20 protein-coding genes are annotated in these 23,186 nt (G+C 71.1%); 13 read left to right on the top strand and 7 right to left on the bottom strand.

Features of this window, described 5'->3' with window-relative positions:
- Positions 1-75: 75 nt before the first annotated feature.
- Positions 76-258 carry a hypothetical protein gene (locus VXC91_RS08425; RefSeq protein WP_329506288.1) on the top strand — a complete coding sequence of 61 codons (183 nt, stop codon included), beginning with the start codon at positions 76-78 and terminating at the stop codon, positions 256-258.
- A gap of 29 nt (positions 259-287) precedes the next feature.
- Here the strand turns inward: VXC91_RS08425 and VXC91_RS08420 are convergent, their stop codons facing one another.
- On the bottom strand, positions 288-1,337 hold the full coding sequence (locus VXC91_RS08420) for a LacI family DNA-binding transcriptional regulator (RefSeq protein ID WP_329506287.1): 1,050 nt from the start codon (positions 1,335-1,337) through the stop codon (positions 288-290).
- A 109-nt stretch (positions 1,338-1,446) separates the two neighbouring features.
- Between VXC91_RS08420 and VXC91_RS08415 the strand changes: the two genes are divergently transcribed.
- Positions 1,447-2,601, top strand: coding sequence for a Gfo/Idh/MocA family protein (locus VXC91_RS08415; protein ID WP_329506286.1), 1,155 nt, complete (start codon positions 1,447-1,449; stop codon positions 2,599-2,601).
- A gap of 127 nt (positions 2,602-2,728) precedes the next feature.
- On the opposite strand, the gene VXC91_RS08410 is transcribed toward VXC91_RS08415, so the two are convergent.
- The 6 genes from VXC91_RS08410 to iolC form a co-directional block, all read right to left on the bottom strand.
- Entirely contained in the window at positions 2,729-3,529 is an 801-nt protein-coding gene (locus tag VXC91_RS08410; protein ID WP_408057348.1) for a GntR family transcriptional regulator, read from the bottom strand.
- Positions 3,530-3,606: 77 nt separating this feature from the next.
- Positions 3,607-5,100 carry a CoA-acylating methylmalonate-semialdehyde dehydrogenase gene (locus tag VXC91_RS08405; protein ID WP_329506283.1) on the bottom strand — a complete coding sequence of 498 codons (1,494 nt, stop codon included), beginning with the start codon at positions 5,098-5,100 and terminating at the stop codon, positions 3,607-3,609.
- Between the two features lie 28 nt (positions 5,101-5,128).
- Positions 5,129-7,012 carry a 3D-(3,5/4)-trihydroxycyclohexane-1,2-dione acylhydrolase (decyclizing) gene (gene iolD / locus VXC91_RS08400; protein ID WP_329506281.1) on the bottom strand — a complete coding sequence of 628 codons (1,884 nt, stop codon included), beginning with the start codon at positions 7,010-7,012 and terminating at the stop codon, positions 5,129-5,131.
- A 37-nt stretch (positions 7,013-7,049) separates the two neighbouring features.
- Positions 7,050-7,931 (bottom strand): 5-deoxy-glucuronate isomerase, encoded by an 882-nt coding sequence (iolB, locus tag VXC91_RS08395; protein WP_329506279.1) that lies wholly within the window; start codon positions 7,929-7,931, stop codon positions 7,050-7,052.
- A gap of 55 nt (positions 7,932-7,986) precedes the next feature.
- On the bottom strand, positions 7,987-8,865 hold the full coding sequence (locus VXC91_RS08390) for a Cgl0159 family (beta/alpha)8-fold protein (protein WP_329506278.1): 879 nt from the start codon (positions 8,863-8,865) through the stop codon (positions 7,987-7,989).
- 60 nt (positions 8,866-8,925) lie between these two features.
- Positions 8,926-9,882: a 5-dehydro-2-deoxygluconokinase gene (iolC, locus tag VXC91_RS08385; protein WP_329506277.1), complete on the bottom strand. Its 957-nt coding sequence runs from the start codon at positions 9,880-9,882 to the stop codon at positions 8,926-8,928.
- 320 nt (positions 9,883-10,202) lie between these two features.
- Here iolC and VXC91_RS08380 point away from each other — a divergent pair, with 320 nt between their 5' ends.
- The 11 genes from VXC91_RS08380 to VXC91_RS08330 all read left to right on the top strand — a co-directional run bounded on the left by VXC91_RS08380 (position 10,203) and on the right by VXC91_RS08330 (position 23,185).
- Positions 10,203-11,225: a substrate-binding domain-containing protein gene (locus VXC91_RS08380; RefSeq protein ID WP_329506275.1), complete on the top strand. Its 1,023-nt coding sequence runs from the start codon at positions 10,203-10,205 to the stop codon at positions 11,223-11,225.
- Positions 11,225-12,301, top strand: coding sequence for an ABC transporter permease (locus tag VXC91_RS08375; RefSeq protein WP_329506273.1), 1,077 nt, complete (start codon positions 11,225-11,227; stop codon positions 12,299-12,301). The genes VXC91_RS08380 and VXC91_RS08375 overlap by 1 nt, the downstream gene beginning before the upstream one ends.
- 5 nt (positions 12,302-12,306) lie before the next feature.
- Positions 12,307-13,209, top strand: coding sequence for an ATP-binding cassette domain-containing protein (locus tag VXC91_RS08370; protein ID WP_329506272.1), 903 nt, complete (start codon positions 12,307-12,309; stop codon positions 13,207-13,209).
- A 1-nt stretch (position 13,210) separates the two neighbouring features.
- A complete protein-coding gene (locus tag VXC91_RS08365; RefSeq protein WP_329506271.1) occupies positions 13,211-14,113 on the top strand; it encodes a sugar phosphate isomerase/epimerase family protein in 903 nt (300 codons plus the stop codon).
- 24 nt (positions 14,114-14,137) lie between these two features.
- Positions 14,138-15,157: a Gfo/Idh/MocA family protein gene (locus tag VXC91_RS08360; RefSeq protein WP_329506270.1), complete on the top strand. Its 1,020-nt coding sequence runs from the start codon at positions 14,138-14,140 to the stop codon at positions 15,155-15,157.
- Positions 15,158-15,298: 141 nt separating this feature from the next.
- On the top strand, positions 15,299-16,132 hold the full coding sequence (locus VXC91_RS08355; protein ID WP_329506269.1) for a M55 family metallopeptidase: 834 nt from the start codon (positions 15,299-15,301) through the stop codon (positions 16,130-16,132).
- Positions 16,125-17,429, top strand: coding sequence for a M20/M25/M40 family metallo-hydrolase (locus VXC91_RS08350; RefSeq protein ID WP_329506268.1), 1,305 nt, complete (start codon positions 16,125-16,127; stop codon positions 17,427-17,429). Before VXC91_RS08355 ends, VXC91_RS08350 begins: the two co-directional genes overlap by 8 nt.
- 14 nt (positions 17,430-17,443) lie before the next feature.
- Positions 17,444-19,444: a prolyl oligopeptidase family serine peptidase gene (locus VXC91_RS08345; protein WP_329506267.1), complete on the top strand. Its 2,001-nt coding sequence runs from the start codon at positions 17,444-17,446 to the stop codon at positions 19,442-19,444.
- Positions 19,441-20,364: a S66 peptidase family protein gene (locus tag VXC91_RS08340; RefSeq protein WP_329506266.1), complete on the top strand. Its 924-nt coding sequence runs from the start codon at positions 19,441-19,443 to the stop codon at positions 20,362-20,364. The genes VXC91_RS08345 and VXC91_RS08340 overlap by 4 nt, the downstream gene beginning before the upstream one ends.
- 181 nt (positions 20,365-20,545) lie before the next feature.
- The gene (locus tag VXC91_RS08335; protein ID WP_329506265.1) at positions 20,546-21,115 is read left to right on the top strand and encodes a GNAT family N-acetyltransferase; all 570 of its coding nucleotides are present in this window, start codon (positions 20,546-20,548) and stop codon (positions 21,113-21,115) included.
- A 90-nt stretch (positions 21,116-21,205) separates the two neighbouring features.
- Positions 21,206-23,185, top strand: coding sequence for a DUF5107 domain-containing protein (locus VXC91_RS08330; RefSeq protein WP_329506264.1), 1,980 nt, complete (start codon positions 21,206-21,208; stop codon positions 23,183-23,185).
- Position 23,186 lies beyond the last annotated feature (1 nt).

The raw sequence follows: 23,186 nt of genomic DNA, 5'->3' as shown, positions 1-23,186 counted from the left end.
TCGGCCGGCCGCGGGCCGTCGGCGGCGGGTCGCCCACCACATGGCCGTGTCCGCACATGTCACCGCCCCGCGCCGGTGCCCTCCCCGAGGCCGGCGGGCACGGCCCGTACGACGGGTACGGCGCTTCCGCTGGTCACCACGGGGCACACGGCGGACGGCGCGCGCATCGAACTGCCGTCGAAGTGGATCGCCGCGGCGGGGAGGCCTGAGTCCGGGGAGAACGTGACCGGACGCGACGCGCTCCAGGGGGCGAAGTAACCACGCAACCGCCTCGCCCGCGGGGCTCGTCAGGTCTCCGTTCTCGACCCCGGTGTCCCCGTCGTGCCCCTGACCTCCAGCGAGGGGGCCGTGAGCAGCAGTTCCGCCGGGCGGGTGGGGTCGGTGATGCGGTCGAGCAGGCACTGGGCGGCGCGACGGCCGATGTCGTGGCTGCCGTTGTCCACCGTGGTGAGCCACAGGTGCCGCAGGCGGGAGAGGTAGGTGTTGTCGTATCCGACGAGGGAGAGGTCGCGCGGTACCCGGAGCCCCAGCTCCTCGGCCGCGGACAGGGCACCGACGCACGCTATGTCGTTGAACACGAAGACCGCGGTGGGGCGTTCACGGGTGCTCAGGAGGCGCACCGTCGCCCGGTAGCCGCCCTCCTCCGTCAGGTCGCCCTGTTCCACCACGGCCGTGTCCGCGAGACCGTGCTCACGCATGACGGTCTCGAAGCCACGGCGTCGCAGTGCGCCGACCACCCCCTGCCCGGAGATGTGGGCGACACGGCGGTGTCCGAGCGCGATGAGGTGCTCGGTGGCGAGACGGGCGCCCAGTTCGTCGTCGCCCGCGACGATGTCCACGGCCGGCAGTTCCGGCTCGCGGGCGCCGGCGACGACGGTGGGGATCCGGGCCGCCGCCCTGTGCAGGGCCTCGGAGGGCGGGAGCGTGCCGACGGCGATCAGTCCGTCGACCCGCAGGTCCGTGAAGGTGCGGGTGAGGTCCTCGCCGAGACGCCGGTTGAGGCGTCCGTCCGCCAGCAGTGTGTCCAGTCCGGAGTCGTGCAGCCGGGAGTTGAGGCCGTCGAGCAGTTCCACGAACCACGGGTTGCGCATGTCGTTCAGCAGGACGCCGACCATGCGGGTTTCCCCGCTCGAGCGCAGCCGAGAGTGGGGGAGGGTGCGCCGCTCGCTGAGGCTGCGGGCGGCGGCGTTGGGCCGGTAGCCCAGTTCCTCGACGGCGGCCAGCACGGCCCGCCGCTTCTCCGGGCGCACCTGGTCGGAGCCGCGCAGGACCAGGGAGACCAGCGACTTGGACACTCCGGCCCGTTCGGCCACATCGCGGATGGTCGGTGGTCGCATTTCTGGACCGTTCCATAACATGAGTGCACTTGTCAAAGGTATTGACAAGTGCGAAAACGCCCTTCAGTGTGAGGTGCGTATGTCTGGAACGGTCCAAAAAGGGGCAGTCATGGTGAGTACGCTCGGCGTCGCCGTCGTCGGATTCGGCTGGATGGGACGGGTGCACACCCAGGCCTACATCCGCGTACCGCACCACTTCCCGCAGCCGTCCCTGAGGCCCGAACTGGTCGCGGTGGCCGACGAGGTGCCCGGCCGCGCGGAGGAGGCCGCCGGCCGCTACGGCTTCGCGACGGCCCTCCGGGACTGGCACGAGGTCGCCACCGACCCCCGGGTGCAGGCGGTGAGTATCGCCGCGCCCAACTTCCTGCACCGCGAGATCGGCGTCGCCATGGCCGAGGCGGGCAAGCACATCTGGATCGAGAAGCCCGTGGGTCTCACCGCCGCGGACGCCCGCGCGGTCGCGGGCGCCGTCGCCAAGGCCGGCGTCCAGGGCGCGGTGGGTTTCAACTACCGCAGTGCTCCGGCCGTCGCCGCCGCCCGCGAGCTGATCATCTCCGGCGACATCGGCGCCGTCACCCATGCCCGCATCCGCCTCTTCAGCGACTATGCCGCGCACCCCGAGGGCGCCCTGACCTGGCGGTACGAACGCGAGCGCGGCGGCAGCGGGGTCCTCGGCGACCTCGCCTCGCACGGGGTGGACCTGGCCCGCTTCCTGCTCGGCGAGATCGAGTCGCTGGCCGCGGACACCGCCGTGTTCATCCCCGAACGCGCCCGCCCCACCAGCGCCACCGCCGGCCACGCCCGCGCCACCGGCGGTGTTCCGGGCCCGGTGGAGAACGAGGACTACGTGAACTGCCTGCTGCGCTTCGCCACGGGTGCCCGTGGTGTCCTGGAGGCCTGCCGGGTCTCCGTCGGCGAGCAGAACAACTACGGCTTCGAGGTCCACGGCACCAAGGGCGCGGTGTTCTGGGACTTCCGGCGCATGGGCGAACTCCGCGTCAGCCGCGGCACCACCTACCAGGACCAGCCCGTCAGCACTCTGTATGTCGGGCCCGGTCACGGCGAGTACGCCGCCTTCCAGCCGGGTGCCGCCAATGCCATGGGCTACGACGACCTGAAGGTCATCGAGGCGTACCACTTCCTGCGGTCGGTCGAGGAGGGCACCGCGTACGGCCCGACCCTCGACGACGCCGTGCACAGCGCCGCGGCGCTGGACGCCATGAGCCGCTCGGCCGAGCGGCGCACGTGGGTGAGTCCGGTGTGAGCGGACGTGGGCCCGATGCGGGCGCCGGGACGGATCCGGCGCCCGGGGTCGGCCCACCCTGCGCCACCGGCGGCGGCCGGCCGACTTCGGGCGCCGAGCGTCTCCGCCAGGCTCGGCACGAGAGCCGTCAGGGACGCACGAGGAGCTGGAAGTCGAAGGCGTAGCGCGAGGCGCGGTAGACGTGGGTGCCGTACTCGACGGCGCGGCCCGTGTCGTCGTACGCCGTGCGCTGCATGGTGAGCAGGGCGGCGCCCTCGGGCTCGCCCAGCCGCTGGGACTCCTCGGCGGTGGCGCAGCGTGCGCCCACGGACTGCCGGGCGCTGTGCAGGGTGATGCCGATGCTGCGCATCATGCGGTACAGGCCCGTCGCCTCCAGCTTCTCCGTGTCGAGGTCCAGCAGGCCCACCGGCACGTAGTTGGACAGGTAGGCCATCGGCTCGCCGTGGGCCAGGCGAAGCCGCTCGATGTGGCGCACGTCGTCGCCCTCGGCGATGCCCAGGGCGGCGGCGACCTCGGCCGACGCCTGCACCACCTCGTTGCGCACCACCTGCGTCGCGGGTTTCTGCCCGGCGGCATCGAGGTCGTCGTAGAGGCTGGTGAGTTCCAGGGGGCGCTTGACCTGGCTGTGCACGACCTGGGTGCCCACGCCCCGGCGGCGGACCAGCAGCCCCTTGTCCACCAGCGACTGGATGGCCTGGCGGACCGTGGGCCGGGAGAGCCCGAGCCGTCCGGCGAGCTCGATCTCGTTGCCCAGCAGGCTGCCCGGACCCAGCGCGCCGTGCTCGATCGCCGCCTCGAGCTGCTGGGCCAGCTGGTAGTAGAGCGGGACCGGGCTGCTGCGGTCCAGGGTGAAGTCGAGGGCCGCGGGGGTGGAAGTGGTCACGGGGAGAGAATAGGTGGCGGACTGGTTGACAGGAACCCTTGTCATCACATTGTCCTGACAATAAATCCGGGGGCGGCCGGTGCGGGAGGGCGCATCCCCTCCCGCACCGGCCGCCGCGCTCCTCAGGAGTTGCTCGGGAAGCCGAGGTTGATGCCGCCATCGGCCGGGTCCGGCCACCGCGTGGTGATCACCTTGCCCTGGGTGTAGAAGGCGACACCGTCGTTGCCGTAGATGTGCAGATCGCCGAAGAGCGAGTCCTTCCAGCCGCCGAAGGAGTGGTAGCCGACGGGCACCGGGATCGGCACGTTGACGCCGACCATGCCCGCCTGGACCTCCAGCTGGAAGCGGCGCGCGGCGCCGCCGTCCCGGGTGAAGATCGCGGTGCCGTTGCCCCAGCGGGAGGCGTTGATCAGCTTGATGGCGTCGTCGTAGGTGGCGGCGCGCACCACGCACAGCACCGGTCCGAAGACCTCGTCCCGGTACGCGTCCGCCGTCACCGGCACCTTGTCCAGCAACGAGACGCCGATGAAAAAGCCGTCCTCGTGACCCTCCACCGAGTAGCCCGTACCGTCGACCACGACCTCGGCGCCCTGCGCGGCAGCGCCCGTCACGTACGAGGCCACCTTGTCGCGGTGCTCACGTGTGATCAGGGGGCCCATCTCCGAGGCCGGGTCGTTGCCGGGGCCGATGCGCAGGCTCTTCGCCCGCTCGGCGATCTTGCCGACCAGTTCGTCGCCGGTGTCGCCGACCGCCACCACGACCGAGACGGCCATGCAACGCTCGCCGGCCGAGCCGTAGGCGGCGTTGATGGCCTGGTCGGCCGCGTAGTCCAGGTCGGCGTCCGGCAGGACCAGCATGTGGTTCTTGGCACCGCCGAGGGCCTGGACACGCTTGTCGTGCTCGACCGCCTTGAGCTGGATGTACTTGGCGATCGGGGTGGAGCCGACGAAGGAGACCGCGGCCACGTCGGGGTGCTCCAGGAGCCCGTCGACGGCCACCTTGTCGCCCTGCACGATGTTGAACACGCCGTCCGGCAGGCCCGCCTCGGCCAGCAGCTCTGCGAGCCGGAAGGAGGCGGACGGGTCCTTCTCGCTCGGCTTGAGCACGAAGGTGTTGCCGGCCGCGATGGCCAGCGGGAACATCCACATCGGCACCATGGCCGGGAAGTTGAACGGGGTGATGCCCGCGACCACGCCGAGCGGCTGGCGGATCGAGGCCACGTCGACGCGGGTGGAGACCTGGGTGGACAGCTCGCCCTTGAGCTTCTCGGAGATGCCGCAGGCCAGTTCCACGACCTCCATACCGCGCGCGACCTCGCCGAGCGCGTCCGAGTGCACCTTGCCGTGCTCGGCGGTGATGAGCGCGGCGATCTCGTCGCGGTGCGCGTCCAGCAGCTCACGGAACTTGAACAGGATCGCCGTGCGCTTGGCGAGCGAGACCTGGCCCCAGCTCTCGAACGCCGCCTTAGCAGTGGCGACGGCGGCGTCCACCTCGTCGACGGTGGCGAAGGCGACTTGCTTCTCCTGGGCGCCGGTGGCCGGGTCGTACACGGGACCGAAGCGGCCCGAGGTGCCCTCGACGGGCTTGCCGCCGATCCAGTGGCTGATGGTCTTCATGGTGCGGGGGGCCTTTCGTGAGAGGGGGTCAGAGGTGGTGCCGGCGGTCGGCGGTGTGCCGGTCGTACCGCTCGCGGGCGGCCACAGCGGCCGGGCGGGAGGCGACCTCGGCGACGGGCACGTCCCACCACGCCTCGGCACCGGGAGCGGTGGGCGTCGGGTCGGTCTCGACGTAGACACAGGTGGGGCGGTCGGAGGCGCGCGCCGCGTCCAGCGCCTCACGCAGTTCGCCTACGGTCTTGGCGCGGAGCACGTCCATGCCGAGACTTCCGGCGTTGGCGGCCAGGTCCACCGGGAGCGGGGCCCCGGTGAAGCTCCCGTCGGCGGCGCGGTGGCGGTATGCGGTGCCGAAGCGTTCGCCGCCGGTCTCCTCGGACAGGCCGCCGATGGAGGCGTAGCCGTGGTTCTGGACGAGGACCAGATTGACGGGCAGGCCCTCCTGGACGGCGGTGACGATCTCGGTGGGCATCATCAGATACGTGCCGTCGCCGACCAGCGACCACACCGGCGTGCCGGGCGCGGCCTGCTGGACCCCGATCCCGGCCGGGATCTCGTACCCCATGCAGGAGTAGCCGTACTCCAGGTGGTACTGGCGCGGCGAGCGGGCCCGCCACAACTTGTGCAGGTCGCCGGGGAGCGAGCCGGCCGCGTTGATCACCACGTCGTCGTCGCCCACCACCGCGTCCAGAGCACCGAGAACCTGGGTCTGGGTCGGCACGGCGTTGTCGTCGTCCGCGCGGAAGGCGGCGTCCACGACCTGCTCCCAGCGCTCCTTGCCCGCTCGGTACTCGGCCTCGTACGCGTCGTTCACCCGATGGCCGGCGAGGCCCTCGGTGAGTGCTTCCAGAGCAGCCCGTGCGTCGGCGACCAAGGTGCGGCCCGCGAGTTTGTGGGCGTCGAAGGCGGTGATGTTGAGGTTGACGAACCGCACGCCGGGGTTCTGGAACAGCGTGCGGGACGCGGTGGTGAAGTCGCTGTAGCGGGTGCCGACGCCGATGACCAGATCGGCGGTGCGGGCGAGGTCGTCGCAGACGGCGGTGCCGGTGTGGCCGATGCCGCCGAGGTCGGCGGGGTGGTCGTGGCGCAGCGAGCCCTTGCCCGCCTGGGTGGAGGCCACCGGGATGCCGGTGGCGTCGACCAGCGCCTTCAGCGCGTCCTCGGCCTCGCTGTGGTGGACTCCGCCGCCCGCCACGATCAGCGGCCGTTCGGCGGCTCGGATGGCGCGTACCGTCTCCACCAGCTCGACGGGGTCGGGCGCGGGACGGCGTACGTGCCAGACACGTTCGGCGAGGAACTCCTCCGGCCAGTCGTACGCCTCCGCCTGCACGTCCTGCGGCATGGCGAGGGTGACCGCGCCGGTCTCGACCGGGTCGGTCAGCACCCGCATGGCGTTCAGCGCGGACGGGATCAGCATCTCCGGGCGCGTGATCCGGTCGAAGTAGCGGGACACCGGGCGCAGCGTGTCGTTGACGGACACGTCGGCCTCGACCGGGTGCTCCAGCTGCTGGAGCAGCGGGTCGGCCGGGCGCGTGGCGAAGTAGTCACCCGGCAGCAGCAGGACCGGCAGGCGGTTGATCGTGGCGAGCGCGGCGCCGGTGACCAGGTTGGTGGCGCCGGGGCCGATGGAGGTGGTGACCGCCTGCGCGGAGAGCCGGCCCCGCTGGCGTGCGTAGCCGACGGCGGCGTGCACCATGGCCTGCTCGTTGCGGCCCTGGTGGAAGGGCATGGCGTCCTCGCCGGCCTCGAGCAGCGCCTGGCCGATCCCGGCCACGTTCCCGTGGCCGAAGATGCCCCAGGTGCCGGCGATCAGCCGGTGGCGTACCCCGTCGCGCTCGGTGTACTGCGCGGACAGGAACTGCACCAGCGCCTGGGCGACGGTCAGGCGGCGCACGGACTGGTTCGGGTGGCTCATCGGGACCTCACTGGGACGGCTTCTTCCATGGGGGGCTTCACTGGGCGGGGGTGGTGTAGAGCGGGAGCCGGGCGTCGACCGGCTGAGCGGGCCAGGTGTCGCGGATCCACGCGTGGTCGGGGTGGTCGCAGATCAGCCAGGCGCGGTCGGGTTCGGGGCCCGCCATCACGTTGAGGTAGTACATGTCGTGGCCCGGCACCGCCATGGACGGTCCGTGCCAGCCGTCCGGGATGAGGACGACGTCTCCGTCGCGCACCTCGGCCAGCACGTCCGTGCCACTGCCGTGGCCCGAGGGGGACACCCGCTGGTAGCCGAGGCCGGGCGTGCCCTCGTGGGCGGCGAACTCGAAGTAGTAGATCTCCTCCAGCTCGGACTCCTCGCCGGGCCGGTGCTCGTCGTGCTTGTGCGGCGGGAAGGAGGACCAGTTGCCGCCCGGCGTGATCACCTCGACGGCGATCAGCTTGTCGCACTCGAAGACTCCGGCGGCGCCGAAGTTGTTGACCTGGCGGGAGCAGTTGCCGGTGCCGCGCAGTTCGACCGGGACGGAGGAGGCGGGTCCGTAGCGGGCGGGCAGCCGGCGCTCGCAGCGGGCGCCCGTCAGCGCGAAGCGGCCGCCGTCGCGGGACGCGATCGAGACCTGGGCATCGCGCGGCACGTACGCGAAGTCGCTGACGCCGCTGAAGACGCTCGTGCGGCCGTGCAGGCGAAACGTGTCACCGTCGACGGCGACGGCGCAGGAACCCGACAGTGGAAGCACGATCCACTCGCTGTCGCCGGTGTCGAGGAAGTGCCGGCCGCCGGGCGGCAGCTCGAGCACCTTCAGGCTGGAGTAGCCCCAGCCGGCCGACTCGGGGGTGACGTCGACGGAGTAGCCGTCGGTGGCGGTCTTGCCCGCGGGAAGGTGGTGCGAGGTGGTCATGATGCCCTTCTTCGTGGCGGTCTCAGAGCAGGCTTCGTGAGGCTTTGTGACGGTCTCACAGCATGCCGACCGCGGTGTCCACCGCGGTTTCCACGCTGCCGTCGGCGGGATACAGCAGGGACCGGCCGACGACCATGCCCATGACGGTGGGCAGGCGCAGGGCCTTGCGCCACTTCTCGTACGCGCCCTCCTGGTCCGTGCCGACCTCACCGCCGAGCAGCACGGCGGGCAGCGTGGACGCCTCCAGGGCCTCGGCCATGTCGTCGACGTCCTCGGTGACGGGGAGCTTGAGCCAGGTGTAGGCGGAGGTGCCGCCCAGGCCCGAGGCGATGGCGATGGACCGGGTGACGGCCTCCGCGCTCAGGTCGTTGCGCACCTTGCCGTCGACGCGGCGCGATATGAACGGCTCGATGAACAGCGGCAGCCGGCGCGCGGCCATGTCGTCGACGGCCCGCGCCGTGGACTCCAGGGTCCGCAGGGAGCCCGGGTCGTCGTAGTCGAGGCGCAGCAGCAGCTTGCCGGCGTCGAAGTGGAGCCGTTCGATGTCCTCGGCGCGGTGGCCGGTGAAACGGTCGTCCATCTCGAAGGACGCGCCGGCCAGACCGCCGCGGTTCATGGAGCCCATGACGACCTTGTTGTCGAGGACGCCGAGGAGCAGCAGGTCCTCCAGGATGTCGGCGGTGGCCAGCACCCCGTCCACGCCGGGCCGGGACAGCGCGACGCACAGGCGCTCCAGCAGTTCGGCGCGGTTGGCCATGGCCAGTCGGCGGTCGCCGACGCCGAGGGCGCCGCGGGCCGGGTGGTCGGCGGCCACGATCATGATCCGGCCGCTGTCGCCGATCAGCGGGCGGCGGACGCGGTGGGCCGCGGCCTCGGCGATGGCCTCCGGGTGCCGGGCGCGCACCGTGGCGAGGTCGGGGATGCTGATGCTCAAGACAGGCTCCGTTCGGGAGGTGGCGGTCGGCCGGGTGCGAGGAGGTCCTCGGCAGGGCGGTCAGCCGCGTGCGAGGAGGTCGGCGACCTCGGACTCGGTCGGCATCGCGGAGGAGCATTCGAGCCGGGTGGCGACGAGCGCCCCGGCCGCGTTGGCGTACCGCATGGTCTTCTCCAGTGGCCAGCCGGCCAGCAGCCCGTGGCAGAGCGAGCCGCCGAACGCGTCCCCGGCGCCGAGCCCGTTGACGACCTCCACGGGGACGGGCGGCACCTCGGCGGTCGTACCGTCACGGTGGACGGCGAGCACCCCCTTGGGGCCCTGCTTGACGACCGCCAGTTCCACGCCCGCGTCGAGGAGCGCCTCGGCGCAGGCCTGCGGCTCCCGTACGCCGGTGGCGATCTCGCACTCGTCGAGGTTGCCGACCGCGACGGTGGCGTGGCGCAGCGCCTCGGCGTAGTACGGCCGCGCCGCCTCGGGGTCGCGCCAGAACATGGGGCGCCAGTCGAGGTCGAAGACCGTGGTGCCGGCCTTGTTGCGCGCCTCGAGGGCGGCGAGCGTGGCCGAGCGGCTCGGCTCCTCGCTCAGACCGGTGCCGGTCATCCAGAAGATGCGGGCCGAGCGGATGGCGGCGAAGTCCAGTTCGTCGGTGTGGATCTCCAGGTCCGGCGCTTTGGGCTGACGGTAGAAGTAGAGGGGGAAGTCGTCCGGCGGGAAGATCTCGCAGAACGTGATCGGCGTCGGATAGGCGTCCACAGGTGTGACGAACCGGTCGTCGACACCGAATTCCTTGAGCGCCTGGTGCAGATAGGTGCCGAAGGGGTCGTTGCCGGTCCGGGTGATCACCGCTGCGTTCCGGCCGAGGCGCGCGGCGGCCACCGCGACGTTGGCCGCCGAGCCGCCCAGGAACTTTCCGAAGGACTCGACTTGCGTGAGCGGCACACCGGTCTGCAAGGGGTAGAGGTCGACCCCGATACGTCCCATGGTGATGAGATCGAAACGTTCGGCGGACTCAGGCATGCGCGTCGCTCCTCGTGCGGGGATGCGGGAAACCGGACGCCGCCGGAGGGCGGGACGTCAGGGCCCGGATGCCTCACAGGTGTAGGCCGCATGGGCTGCCCGTGTCAAGACTTTGTTCTTACATTCGGACCTGCTTCTGAAATGATGTCTTAACAAAGTATTGACAGACGGGTGTAACAGGGGTTTGTATCCCGTCCCAGCGGAACCGCCGGTTCGACCCGGCACCTACCCGGACATCCTGTCCGGACCTGCGCGGGGCACCAGCCCCGCGCCGGCCTTTCGTCCCCTTTCCCCCGGTCGCACAGTGAGGTGCAGGAAAGATGGATCGCATGTTTCACCCCCGCCACTCCCTCAGAGTCGCCCCGCTCGTCGCGATAGCCGCGGCGTCGGCCCTGCTCGTCGCCGGCTGCTCCAGCAGCTCGGGTGGAAAGAAGGCGGAGGAGAGCAGCTCCGGCGCCGCCGCGGGCAAGGCGAACACCCCCCGCATGACGGTCGCGCTGGTCACCCACCAGGCGCCGGGCGACACCTTCTGGGACATCGTCCGCAAGGGAGCCGCGGCGGCCGCGGCCAAGGACAACATCAAGCTTGTCTACTCCGCCGACCCGAACGCCGGCAACCAGGCCAACCTGGTCCAGAACGCGATCGACCAGAAGGTCGACGGCATCGCGATCACCCTGGCCAAGCCGGACGCCATGAAGGACGTCGTGAGCAAGGCCAAGTCCGCGAACATCCCGGTGGTGGGCCTCAACTCGGGCGTCAGCGACTGGCAGAAGCTCGGCATGATGGAGTTCTTCGGGCAGGACGAGAGCGTGGCGGGAGAGGCGCTCGGCAAGAAGCTGAACGAGGTCGGCGCGAAGAGCACCGTCTGTGTGATCCAGGAGCAGGGCAATATCGGGCTCTCCCAGCGCTGCGACGGCGTGAAGAAGACGTTCAGCGGCAAGACCCAGATCCTCTACGTCAACGGCACCGACATGCCGTCGGTGAAGTCGACGATCACCGCCAAGCTCAAGCAGGACAGCTCGATCGACTACGTCGTCACCCTCGGTGCGCCGTTCGCGCTGACGGCGGTCCAGTCGCTGTCCGACGCGGGAAGCAAGGCCAAGGTTGCTACGTTCGATCTCAACAAGGACCTGACCAGCGCCATCAAGAAGGGTGACATCCAGTTCGCCGTCGACCAGCAGCCCTACCTGCAGGGTTACCTCGCGGTCGACTCTCTGTGGCTGTACAAGTACAACGGCAACTACAGCGGCGGCGGTGAGCAGCCGGTGCTGACCGGCCCGGCCTTTGTCGACAAGTCCAACGTCGACACCATCGCCACCTTCGCCGCGAAGGGCACCAGGTGATGACCATGTCCCAGCAGGCTGTGCCGGCGGTGACCTCACCGCCGGCCTCCGGCCCCAAGGAGCGTGACGGCCGGACCGCGCAGCGCTCCCTCGTGCTGCGGCTGCTGTCCCGGCCCGAAGTCGGCGTCTTCCTCGGCGCAGTCGCGGTGTTCGTCTTCTTCTTCGCCGTGGCGCCCACGTTCCGCTCGGGCAGCGCCATGGCCACCGTCCTCTACCAGTCGTCCACCATCGGGATCATGGCGCTGCCCGTGGCCCTGCTGATGATCGGCGGCGAGTTCGACCTGTCCGCCGGTGTGGCGGTGCTCAGCTCCGCGCTGACCGCGAGCATGGTCAGCTACCAGCTGACGATGAACGTGTGGGTGGGTGTGATCGTCGCGCTCGTCGTCTCGCTCGCCATCGGCGCGTTCAACGGCTGGATGATGGTGCGCACCGGACTGCCCAGCTTCCTGGTCACCCTCGGCACCTTCCTCGGTCTGCAGGGCGTCAACCTCGCGGTCACCAAGCTGATCACCGGCAATGTGGCGACCGACGACATCAGCGACATGGACGGCTTCGACCAGGCCAAGGCGGTCTTCTCGTCGTCGTTCACGGTCGGCGGCGTCCAGGTCAAAGTCACCGTCCTGTGGTGGCTGTTCTTCGCGGCCCTGGCCACCTGGGTGTTGCTGCGCACCAAGTACGGCAACTGGATCTTCGCCGTCGGAGGCAACAGCGACAGCGCGCGGGCCGTCGGCGTGCCCGTGAAGTTCACCAAGATCTCGCTGTTCATGCTGGTCGGCTTCGGCGCCTGGTTCGTCGGCATGCACCAGCTGTTCGCGTTCAACACCGTGCAGTCGGGCGAGGGCGTCGGCCAGGAGCTGATCTTCATCGCCGCAGCGGTGATCGGCGGCTGTCTGCTGACGGGCGGCTACGGCTCAGCGATCGGCCCGGTGTTCGGCGCCTTCATGTTCGGCATGGTGAGCCAGGGCATCGTCTACGCCGGCTGGAACCCCGACTGGTTCAAGGCCTTCCTCGGCGTGATGCTCCTGGGTGCCACCCTCATCAATCTGTGGATCCAGAAGTCTGCGACCCGGAGGTGACCACCATGACGACCGCTGACCACAGCAAGAACAACGGCAAGGTCCCGCCGGCCGACGAGACCCCCATCGTCGAACTGCGCGGCACGGGCAAGTCGTACGGCAACATCCGCGCCCTGCACGGCGTGAGCCTCGCCGTCCACCCCGGCAAGGTCACCTGCGTCCTCGGCGACAACGGTGCCGGCAAGTCCACCCTCATCAAGATCATCTCCGGTTTGCACCAGCACACCGAGGGCGAGTTTCTCATCGACGGCGAGCCGGTGCGCTTCAGCACCCCGCGCGAGGCCCTGGACCGGGGCATCGCCACGGTCTACCAGGACCTGGCCACCGTGCCGCTCATGCCGGTGTGGCGCAACTTCTTCCTCGGGTCCGAGATGACGAAGGGTTCCTGGCCGATCCGCCGTCTCGACATCGCCCGGATGAAGAAGACCGCGGACGAAGAGCTGCGGAACATGGGCATCGTGCTGGACGACCTCGAGCAGCCCATCGGGACGCTGTCCGGTGGCCAGCGCCAGTGCGTCGCCATCGCCCGCGCCGTCTACTTCGGCGCCCGCGTCCTCATCCTCGACGAGCCCACGGCCGCGCTCGGGGTCAAGCAGTCCGGTGTCGTACTGAAGTACATCGCCGCCGCCCGCGACCGCGGCCTCGGCGTCATCTTCATCACCCACAACCCCCACCACGCCTACATGGTCGGCGACCACTTCAACGTACTGCGCCTCGGCACCCTGGAACTCAGCGCCGACCGCAGCGAGGTCAGCCTCGATGAGCTGACCAACCACATGGCGGGCGGCGCCGAACTCGCCGCCCTCAAGCACGAACTCGCCCAGGTCAGTGGCGTCGACGTCGAGGAACTCCCCGAACCGGAAGACCTCACTGCGCCTGTGGCAGCAACACCCGAAGGGACCTCCTGACATGACCACTGCCCTGGACCGCATCCGAGTCGGCTCGGCGCCGGACTCCTGGGGCGTCTGGTTCCCGGACGACCCGCAGCAGGTGCCCTGGGAACGCTTCCTGGACGAGGTCGCCGAGGCCGGCTACTCCTGGATCGAACTCGGCCCGTACGGCTACCTGCCGACCGACCCGGCACGCCTGACCGACGAGGTGGCCAAGCGGAGCCTGAAGGTGTCGGCCGGCACGGTCTTCACCTCCCTGCACCGCGGACCGGCCGTGTGGGAGTCCACCTGGGAGCACGTCGGCCAGGTCGCCGCCCTCACCCAGGCGATGGGCGCGAAGCACCTCGTGGTCATCCCCTCCTTCTGGCGGGACGACAAGACCGCCGAGATCATCGAGCCCTCGGAGCTCACCACCGAGCAGTGGGCGCACCTCACCAAGGGCATGGAACGGCTCGGACACGAGGTCAAGGAGACCTTCGGCCTCGACATCGTGGTCCACCCGCATGCGGATACCCACATCGACACCGAGGCCCACGTCGAGCGCTTCCTCGACTCCACCGACTCCGACCTCGTCAACCTCTGCCTGGACACCGGGCACTACGCCTACTGCGGCGGCGACAGCGTCAAGCTCATCGAGACCTACGGCGAGCGCATCGGCTATCTGCACCTCAAGCAGGTGGACCCGGAGATCCTCGCCGACGTCGTCGAGAACGGCGTGCCCTTCGGGCCCGCCGTGCAGCGCGGCGTGATGTGCGAGCCCCCGACGGGCGTGCCCGCCCTCGAGCCCGTCCTCGCCGCCGCCCAGGAACTCGGCGTCGACCTCTTCGCCATCGTCGAGCAGGACATGTACCCCTGCGAGCCCGACAAGCCGCTGCCCATCGCCGTACGCACCCGCAAGTTCCTCCGCTCCTGCGGCGCCTGACCACCGAAGGGACGAACCACCACCATGTCTCAGCGTGGAACGCTCGGAGTCGCCGTCATCGGCACAGGGCGGATGGGCGCCGACCATGTGCGCCGCATCAGCGAGGTGATCAGCGGGGCCCGGGTGTCCGCGGTCGTGGACGTCGACGCGGAACGGGCCAAGAGCGTCGCGGCCGGCGTCGAGGGCTGCACCGCCTACACCGAACCCACGGCGGCGATTGCCGCCGACGACGTCGACGCGGTACTGATCGCCTCGCCCGGTCCCGCGCACGAGTCGGTGCTGCTCGCGGCCATCGAACGCGACCTGCCGGTGCTGTGCGAGAAGCCGCTCACGCCCGACGCGGCCTCCGCGCTCAGGGTGCTCGAGGCCGAGCAGAGACTGGGTCACCGGCGTGTGCAGGTCGGCTTCATGCGGCGCTACGACGCCGAGTACGTCAAGCTCAAGACGCTGCTGGACGGCGGCCGGCTGGGCCGGCCGCTGATGCTGCACAACCGGCACCGCAACGCGGCCAGCCCGCCCGGCTTCACCGACGCGATGCTCATCAACGACTCGGTCGTGCACGAGATGGACGTCACGCGCTGGCTGCTCGGCCAGGAGATCACGGCGGTCACGGTACTGCGCCCGACCCCGTCAAACGTCGCCCCGGAGGGGCTCGCCGACCCGCAGTTCGTGGTCTTCGAGACCGACGGCGGCGCCCTCGTCGACGTCGAGATCTTCGTCAACTGCGGTTTCGGGTACCAGGTGCAGGCCGAGGCGGTCTGCGAGCGCGGCACCGCCCGGATCGGCGACGAGCACGCCATGGTCACCAACGCCGAAGGGCGCTGGGGCGGGACCATCGCTCAGGACTTCGTGGAGCGCTTCGCGGAGGCATACGACCGTGAGGTGCAGGCATGGGTCGACGCCACCCGGCGCGGCGAGGTCACCGGTCCGAGCGTCTGGGACGGTTATGCCGCGGCGGCGGTCTGCGAGGCGGGGGTGCGCGCCCAGAGCGAGGGGCGCCGCACGGAGGTCGAACTGATCGAGCGTCCCGCGCTGTACCGCTGAACCCGTCCGTCGTGCCCGGCCGCGTCCAGGACCGGCCGCGCACGACGTTCACCAGGGGGATCAGGGCAGCCGGGCGGCCATGGCAGGACACTTTTCCACAGGGCTGGTCACGCATCGTCACGAGCGCGTAAGTTGCCTGCCATGAAGATCCTCATCAGCGCCGACATGGAGGGCGCCACCGGTGTGACCTGGCCGGCCGACGTGCTGCCCGGGACGCCGCAGTGGGAGCGGTGCCGGGCCATGTTCACCTCGGACGTGAACGCGGCCGTGCTCGGCTTCTTCGACGGCGGCGCCGACGAGGTGCTCATCAACGAGGCCCACTGGAGTATGCGCAATCTGCTCCTCGAGCGGCTGGACGAGCGGGCGCAGATGCTCACCGGACGGCACAAGTCCCTGTCCATGGTGGAGGGCGTACAACACGGGGACGTGGACGGCATCGCGTTCATCGGCTACCACGCCGGCGCCGGCATGGAGGGAGTGCTGGCGCACACATACCTCGCCAACTCGATCACGGGGGTCTGGCTGAACGACGTCCGCGCCAGCGAGGGCCTGCTGAACGCGCACGTCGTCGCCGAGTACGGCGTGCCCGTCGTCCTCGTCACCGGCGACGACGTGGCCTGCGAGGACGCGCTCGGGTACGCGCCGGAGGCGCTCAAGGTCGCCGTGAAGGACCATGTCTCGCGGTATGCGGCCGTGTGCCGCACTCCGACCAGGACCGCCACCGACATCCGCGCGGCCGCCAAGGAGGCGTCCTTGCTGGCGGAGCGTCACGAACCGGTCATGGGTGGTCCGTTCACCGTGGCGCTGGAGTTCGACGCGGAGCACCTGGCGATGGCCGCCACCGTCGTGCCGGGCGTGGACCGCGTCGGCGAGCGGAAGGTGGCCTACACGAGCGAGAGCATGTACGAGGGGATCCGTACCTTCAAGGCGGTCACCACGATCGTCTCGGCTGCGGTGGAGGAGCAGTATGGCTGACGAGCAGGCACTCGAGGAGGTCGTGCGCTTCACCTCCGACCTCATCCGCATCGACACCACCAACCGCGGCGGCGGCGACTGCCGGGAGCGGCCCGCCGCCGAGTACGCGGCCGCGGAGCTGGCCGGGGCCGGGTTGGAGCCCACCCTGCTGGAGCGCACCGAGGGCCGGACGAACGTCGTCGCCCGTATCGAGGGCACCGACCCCTCCGCCGACGCCCTGCTCGTGCACGGCCATCTCGACGTGGTCCCCGCCGAGGCCGCCGACTGGAGCGTGCACCCGTTCTCCGGCGAGGTCCGCGACGGCGTCGTCTGGGGCCGGGGCGCGGTCGACATGAAGAACATGGACGCGATGATCCTGGCGGTGGCACGGGCCTGGGCGCGTTCGGGCGTACGGCCGCGCCGCGACCTCGTCATCGCGTTCACCGCCGACGAGGAGGCGAGCGCGCAGGACGGCTCCGGCTTCCTCGCCGACCGGCACGCCGACCTCTTCGAAGGATGCACCGAGGGCATCAGCGAGTCCGGGGCGTTCACCTTCCACGACGGCGCCGGACGGCAGATCTACCCGATCGCGGCGGGCGAGCGCGGCACGGGCTGGCTCAAGCTCACCGCGCGCGGCCGGGCTGGCCACGGCTCCAAGATCAACCGCGACAACGCGGTCACCCGGCTCGCCGCGGCCGTCGCTCGCATCGGCGCACACGAGTGGCCCCTCAGACTGACGCCGACGGCGCGCGCGGCGCTCACCGAACTCGCCGCGCTCTACGGGCTCGACGCCGACCTCGACGACGTGGACGGCCTGCTGGACAAGCTCGGCCCTGCCGCGGCCCTCGTCGCACCGACCGTGCGCAACAGCGCCAACCCGACCATGCTCGACGCCGGATACAAGATCAACGTGATCCCGGGCGAGGCCGTCGCATACGTCGACGGACGCTATCTCCCGGGCGGCGAGGACGAGTTCCGTACGACGCTCGACGAGCTCACCGGTCCGGACGTGGACTGGGAGTTCCACCACCGCGAGGTCGCCCTCCAGGCGCCGTTGGACTCGCCGACGTACGCCCGGATGCGCGCCGCCGTGGAGGAGTTCGCGCCCGAGGGGCACGTGGTCCCGTACTGCATGTCGGGCGGCACGGACGCCAAGCAGTTCTCGCGCCTCGGCATCACCGGATACGGATTCGCGCCCCTGAAGCTCCCCGAAGGCTTCGACTACCAGGCGCTGTTCCACGGTGTCGACGAGCGGGTGCCCGTCGAGGCGCTGCACTTCGGCGTCCGCGTCCTCGATCGTTTTCTGCGCACGGCCTGATGAAGGTGGGGGAGATGGAACGGACACTGCCGTACGGCGCATGGCCCTCGGTCATCGACGCGGCGCTCGCCGCCGCGCACGACGGACAGCCCGAGGCGGTGGGCTTCGTGGGCGAGGAGGCGTGGTGGACCGAACCGCGCCCCACCGAGGGCGGCCGCCGCACGCTCGTGCGCCGCACGGCGGACGGCACGGAGGAGTCGGTGCTGCCCCCGCCGTGGAACGTGCGCAGCCGGGTCATGGAGTACGGCGGCAGGCCCTGGACCGGGGTGTCGGGCCCCGAGGGGCCGCTGGTGGTGTTCGTGAACTTCGCGGATCAGCGGCTGTACGCGTACGAGCCCGCGGCCACCGGTGCCGAGCCGCGCCCACTCAGCCCTCTGTCACCGGTGGGCGGCGGACTGCGCTGGGTCGACCCGCAGCTGCACCTGGATCGCGGTGAAGTCTGGTGCGTCCTGGAGGAGTTCACCGGCGACGCGCCGACGGACGTGCGGCGGGTGGCCGTCGCCGTACCGCTGGACGGTTCCGCGGCACACGACCGCGGTGCCGTGCGTGAACTGAACCACGCGCGCCACCGGTTCGTCACCGGGCCCCGCCTCTCGCCGGACGGGCGGCGCGCGGTCTGGCTCGCCTGGGACCATCCGCGCATGCCGTGGGACGGCACCGAGCTGATCGTCGCCGAGGTGGCCGACGACGGGACCCTCCGGGAGCCGCGCACCGTCGCCGGCGGCCCCGAGGAGTCGATCGCCCAGGCCGAGTGGGCGCCCGACGGCTCCCTGCTGTACGCCAGTGACCGCACCGGCTGGTGGAACCTGTACCGCGACGGCGAGCCGCTGTGCCCCCGTGAGGAGGAGTTCGCCGGGCCGTTGTGGAAGGTCGGACTGCGCTGGTTCGCCCCACTGGAGAACGGGCTGATCGCCGTCGTGCACGGCCGGGGCGCAGGCCGACTCGGGATCCTCGACCCGGAGAGCGGCGAGGTGGTCGACGCGGCCGGGCCCTGGACCGAGTTCGCCGCCACGCTCGCCGCGCACGGCAGCCGCGTCGTCGCCGTCGGCGCCAGTCCGCGCAGCTCCTACGAGGTCATCGAGCTGGACTCCCGCCCGCACGACCGAAAGAGCGCGCACTCGGGGACCCCCGCCGGGCCCGCCCGTGTCATCGGCGCCGCCCACAAGGACCCGGTGGATCCGGCGTACTACCCGGAACCGCAGATCCGCACCTTCACCGGGCCGGGCGGCCGCGAGATCCACGCGCACATCTATCCGCCCCACCACCCGGTGCACCGCGCGCCCACCGACGAGCTGCCGCCGTACGTGCTGTGGGCGCACGGCGGGCCGACCAGTCGTGCCGCTCTCGTCCTCGACCTGGAGATCGCCTACTTCACCTCGCGCGGCATCGGCGTCGCCGAGGTGAACTACGGCGGCTCCACCGGATACGGACGGGAGTACCGCAACAGCCTGCGCGAGCAGTGGGGCGTCGTCGACGTCGAGGACTGCGCGGCCGTCGCGCTCGCCCTCGCCGACGAGGGCACCGCGGACCGTGACCGGCTCGCCGTGCGCGGCGGCAGCGCGGGCGGCTGGACCACGGCCGTGTCCCTGACGACGACCGACGTGTACGCCTGCGGCACGATCATCTACCCCGTTCTCGACCTGGCGAACTGGGGCAGCGGGGAGACCCACGACTTCGAGTCGCGGTATCTGGAGACGCTCGTCGGGCCGTACGCGCAGGTGCCCGCCCGGTACGCCGAGCGGTCGCCCCTGGAGCATGCCGACCGGATCACCGCGCCCTTCCTGTTGCTGCAGGGGCTGGACGACGCCATCTGCCCGCCCGTGCAGTGCGAGCGGTTCCTGGCCCGACTCGCGGGGCGGTCGATCCCGCACGCCTACATCGCTTTCGAGGGCGAGGGGCACGGCTTTCGGCGGGCGGAAACCATGGTGCGGGCCCTGGAGGCCGAGCTGTCGCTGTACGCGCAGGTCCTCGGGCTGAACCCACCCGGCATCCCCGAACTGGAGCTCAGCAGGTGACACCTCTCGTACGGCCGCCCAGACTCGTCCCCGGTGCCCGTGTGGCCGTCGTCGCGCCGAGCGGGCCCGTGCCCGAGGAGCGGCTCGCCGCCGGGCTGGACATCCTGCGCGCCTGGGAACTGGACCCGGTCGTGGCCCCGCACGTCCTCGACCGGCACCCGGACTTCCCCTATCTCGCGGGCACGGACGCCGCCCGCGCCGCCGACTTCCAGGCCGCCTGGTGCGACCCGGACGTGTCCGCGGTGCTGTGCGCCCGCGGCGGGTACGGGGGGCAGCGCATGGTCGAGCTGCTCGACTGGGACGCGCTGCGGGCCGCCGGGCCCAAGGTGCTCGTCGGTTTCAGCGACATCACCGCGCTGCACGAGGCATGCGCGACCCGCCTCGGCCTGGTCACCCTGCACGGGCCGATGGTGTCCGCCGCCGACTTCCTCAAGAACGCGCGGGCGCAGGAGCATCTGCGTGCGACGCTGTTTGAGCCGGAGTCCGTGCGGACCATCGCGTCGCCGGGCGCGGCGCTCGTGCCGGGCCGCGCCCGCGGCATCACCCTGGGCGGCTGTCTGAGCCTGCTCGCCTCCGAACTGGGGACCCCGCACGCCCGGTCCGGCGCCCGGGGAGGGCTGCTGATGATCGAGGACGTCGGCGAGGAGGCATATCGGATCGACCGCATCCTCACCCAGTTGCTGCGCTCGGGCTGGCTCGACGGGGTCGCCGGGATCGCGCTCGGCTCGTGGGAGCAGTGCGGACCGTACGAGCTGCTGCGCACCGTACTCACCGATCGGCTCGGCGGACTCAAGGTGCCGGTCGTGGAGGAATTCGGATTCGGGCATGGTGAGGGTGCGCTGACGATCCCGTTCGGCGTCGGCGCCGAGTTGGACGCGGAGGCGGGAACGCTGACGCTGGACGAACCGGCTCTCGCCTAGCGGGCGCCGGCAAGGCGGCCTTCCGGAGCGGTCACCCGTCCGGCCCCCACGGGCCGGACGGCGCCCGGCCCCGCCGTTCATCCTGGTGGTATGAGCGCGAAGACCTCCGGAAGGAACGGGACGAGCGGTGCGATGCACCGGGGCAGGCAGTGGCCGAACCGGGTTCGCGTAGGGTGTCGAGGTGCCTGACATCCATGGATATCTCGCCGAAGGTCCCCGCGTGGGCATACGCCACTTCACCCACGACGACGCGGTCGAGTTCACCGCACGGGCGCGGGAGAGCAAGGACCAGCACCATCCGTGGCTGTTCCTGCCGATCAGTGCCGAGGCGTACGCCGCCTACGCGGGACGGCTGATCGAGGACCCGACGAGGGCGGGGTTCCTGGTGTGCGAGAAGGACAGCGGGAGTATCGCCGGGTTCATCAACATCAACAACATCGTCGAAGGCGGCTTCCTGTGCGGGGCACTGGGGTACGGCGCCTTCGCACACGCCGCCGGTCGGGGGCTGATGACGGAGGCCCTGGACCTCGTGGTGCGGTATGCCTTCGGGCCCATGGGCCTGCACCGGCTGGAGATCAACGTTCAGCCCGGCAACGCCGCCTCGATCGCCTTGGCACGGCGCTGCGGGTTCCGTCTCGAGGGCTTCTCACCGGACATGCTCTACATCGACGGGGCCTGGCGGGACCACGAACGCTGGGCGATCACGGCCGAGATGGTCGCTTCCCGCCGTTCGGCAGGTGACGCAGGATGAGCCTCCTGTGCCTGGCGGAGACCGGTGTGTCCGCCTTTGCGGAAACCTGACCGGCAGGGCCCCTGGTCGGCTCGCCGCCGGGCGGGTTCCATGGTGATCGTGACGACGATACGACGGGACGCACTGACGGTGCCCACCGCGGCGCTGGGACCGGACAATCCACTGCCCCCGCTGCGGCCACTCGACGAGGTGCACCGCATCGAGGACCGCGACAGGGAGGACCTGCCGCGCGACATGGCCCGGCAGATCGGCTGGGAGCCGCTGCGCGGCCTGTTGCCCGTGCGCGTGAGGGACGGTTACGGCAGAGCGCGCGCACCCAGGGACATCGAGACCCTCGTGATCGAGAACGACCGGTTGCGCGCCACCGTCCTGCCCGGCCTCGGGGGACGGATAGCGTCGCTGTTCCACAAGCCGACGGGCCGTGAACTGCTGTACCGCAACCCGGTGTTCCAGCCCGCCTGCTTCGCGCTCAACGGCGCCTGGTTCTCCGGGGGCATCGAGTGGAACATCGGTGCCACGGGTCACACCACTCTCTCCTGCTCGCCCCTGCACGCGGCCCGTGTCACGGCGCCCGACGGCGGGGAGATGCTGCGCCTGTGGGAGTGGGAGCGCCTGCGTGATCTGCCGTTCCAGGTCGACCTCTGGCTGCCGGAGGGTTCCGACTTCCTGTATGTCGGCGTCCGGATCCGCAATCCGCACCAGAGGCCGGTGCCGACCTACTGGTGGTCCAACATCGCCGTGCCGGAGGAGTGCCGGGTGCTGGCGCCCGCCGAGGAGGCCTACCGCTTCGGCTACGAACGCCGGCTGCACAGGGTGCCGGTGCCGGAGTACGACGGTGTCGACCGCACCTACCCCCTGAACAGCACCTATCCCGCCGACTACTTCTACGAGGTGCCCGACGGCCGGCGCCGCTGGATCGCCGCGCTCGGCGAGGACGGCCACGGGCTGGTGCAGACGTCGACCGCTGTGCTGCGCGGCCGCAAGCTCTTCGTGTGGGGCACGGGCACCGGCGGGCGCCGTTGGCAGGAGTGGCTCACCGAGCCGGACACCGGCGGCTACTGCGAGATCCAGGCCGGGCTCGCCCGCACCCAACTGGAGCATGTGCGGCTGGAGGCCGGGAGCGAGGTGTCGTGGCTGGAGGCGTACGGGCCGCTCGATGCGGAGCGGGAGGGGGAGTGGACCGCAGTGGTGCGCGGGGCCGAGGCCCGGCTCGACGCCGTCCTGCCGCACGCGGTGGTCGACGCCGCGTACGAGGAGTGGCGGCCGTACGCGGACGCGGAACCCGGTGAGATGCTCGCCGCCGGCTCCGGCTGGGGCGCGCTCGAGGTGCTGCGGTCCGGTGGCAAGCTGCCGGGCACGCCGTTCGAGGAGGCCATGCTCGGCGAGGCGCAGGCGCCATGGCGGGAGTTGCTGCTGACCGGCTCCTTCCCCGAGCCACGGCGGGTCGGGCCGCCGGGGGAGACGCTGGTGGCGCCGCACTGGCGGGACATGCTGGAGACCGCGCCGGCACGGCCGCTGACGGAGTACCACCTCGGAGTGGCCCAGTGGCATGCGGGCGACCGGGCACAGGCGGTGCGCAGTTGGGAGCGCGCCCTCGAACTCGCCCCGTCGCTCTGGCCGTTGCTGCGCTGCCTCGCCGTGGCCGACCAGGAGGCCGGAAACCGGGAACGCGCCGCCGACCGCTACGCCGAGGCATTCGACGACCTGTGCCGGGAGCGACGCGACGACGGCGAGAGCTGGACGGCCGCCACGGCGGCGCTCGGCCGCGAGACGCTCGAGGCGCTGCTGGCCGTGAACCGCGTGACGGAGGCGCGCGCGGTGTGGCACCGGCTGCATCCCGCGACGCGTGAACGAGGCCGCTTCCGGCTGCTCGGGGCTCGGCTGCTGCTCGCGGAGGGCGACCGGGCGGGTGCCCGGTCCGTCTTCGACGCCGGGTTCGAGGTCGCAGACCTTCGGGAGGGTGCCGAGACGATCAGCGAGCTCTGGGCCGAGCTCACCGACGAGCCGCTGCCGGCGCGGTACGACTTCCGGATGCGTCCCGGTGAACCCGGCGCCGCGGGCCTTGTGTGAC

Origin of the sequence: Streptomyces chiangmaiensis (assembly GCF_036281785.1) — a bacterium.
Classification (GTDB): Bacteria; Actinomycetota; Actinomycetes; order Streptomycetales; family Streptomycetaceae; genus Streptomyces; species Streptomyces chiangmaiensis.
This window is presented reverse-complemented; position numbering and strand designations above follow the sequence as displayed.

Coding starts and splice junctions, on each gene's coding strand:
- VXC91_RS08420 (WP_329506287.1), bottom strand. CDS start 1,337: ATGCGACCACCGACCATCCGCGATGTGGCCGAACGGGCCGGAGTGTCC.
- VXC91_RS08415 (WP_329506286.1), top strand. CDS start 1,447: ATGGTGAGTACGCTCGGCGTCGCCGTCGTCGGATTCGGCTGGATGGGA.
- VXC91_RS08410 (WP_408057348.1), bottom strand. CDS start 3,529: ATGACAAGGGTTCCTGTCAACCAGTCCGCCACCTATTCTCTCCCCGTG.
- VXC91_RS08405 (WP_329506283.1), bottom strand. CDS start 5,100: ATGAAGACCATCAGCCACTGGATCGGCGGCAAGCCCGTCGAGGGCACC.
- iolD (WP_329506281.1), bottom strand. CDS start 7,012: ATGAGCCACCCGAACCAGTCCGTGCGCCGCCTGACCGTCGCCCAGGCG.
- iolB (WP_329506279.1), bottom strand. CDS start 7,931: ATGACCACCTCGCACCACCTTCCCGCGGGCAAGACCGCCACCGACGGC.
- iolC (WP_329506277.1), bottom strand. CDS start 9,882: ATGCCTGAGTCCGCCGAACGTTTCGATCTCATCACCATGGGACGTATC.
- VXC91_RS08380 (WP_329506275.1), top strand. CDS start 10,203: ATGGATCGCATGTTTCACCCCCGCCACTCCCTCAGAGTCGCCCCGCTC.
- VXC91_RS08375 (WP_329506273.1), top strand. CDS start 11,225: ATGACCATGTCCCAGCAGGCTGTGCCGGCGGTGACCTCACCGCCGGCC.
- VXC91_RS08370 (WP_329506272.1), top strand. CDS start 12,307: ATGACGACCGCTGACCACAGCAAGAACAACGGCAAGGTCCCGCCGGCC.
- VXC91_RS08365 (WP_329506271.1), top strand. CDS start 13,211: ATGACCACTGCCCTGGACCGCATCCGAGTCGGCTCGGCGCCGGACTCC.
- VXC91_RS08360 (WP_329506270.1), top strand. CDS start 14,138: ATGTCTCAGCGTGGAACGCTCGGAGTCGCCGTCATCGGCACAGGGCGG.
- VXC91_RS08355 (WP_329506269.1), top strand. CDS start 15,299: ATGAAGATCCTCATCAGCGCCGACATGGAGGGCGCCACCGGTGTGACC.
- VXC91_RS08350 (WP_329506268.1), top strand. CDS start 16,125: ATGGCTGACGAGCAGGCACTCGAGGAGGTCGTGCGCTTCACCTCCGAC.
- VXC91_RS08345 (WP_329506267.1), top strand. CDS start 17,444: ATGGAACGGACACTGCCGTACGGCGCATGGCCCTCGGTCATCGACGCG.
- VXC91_RS08330 (WP_329506264.1), top strand. CDS start 21,206: ATGGTGATCGTGACGACGATACGACGGGACGCACTGACGGTGCCCACC.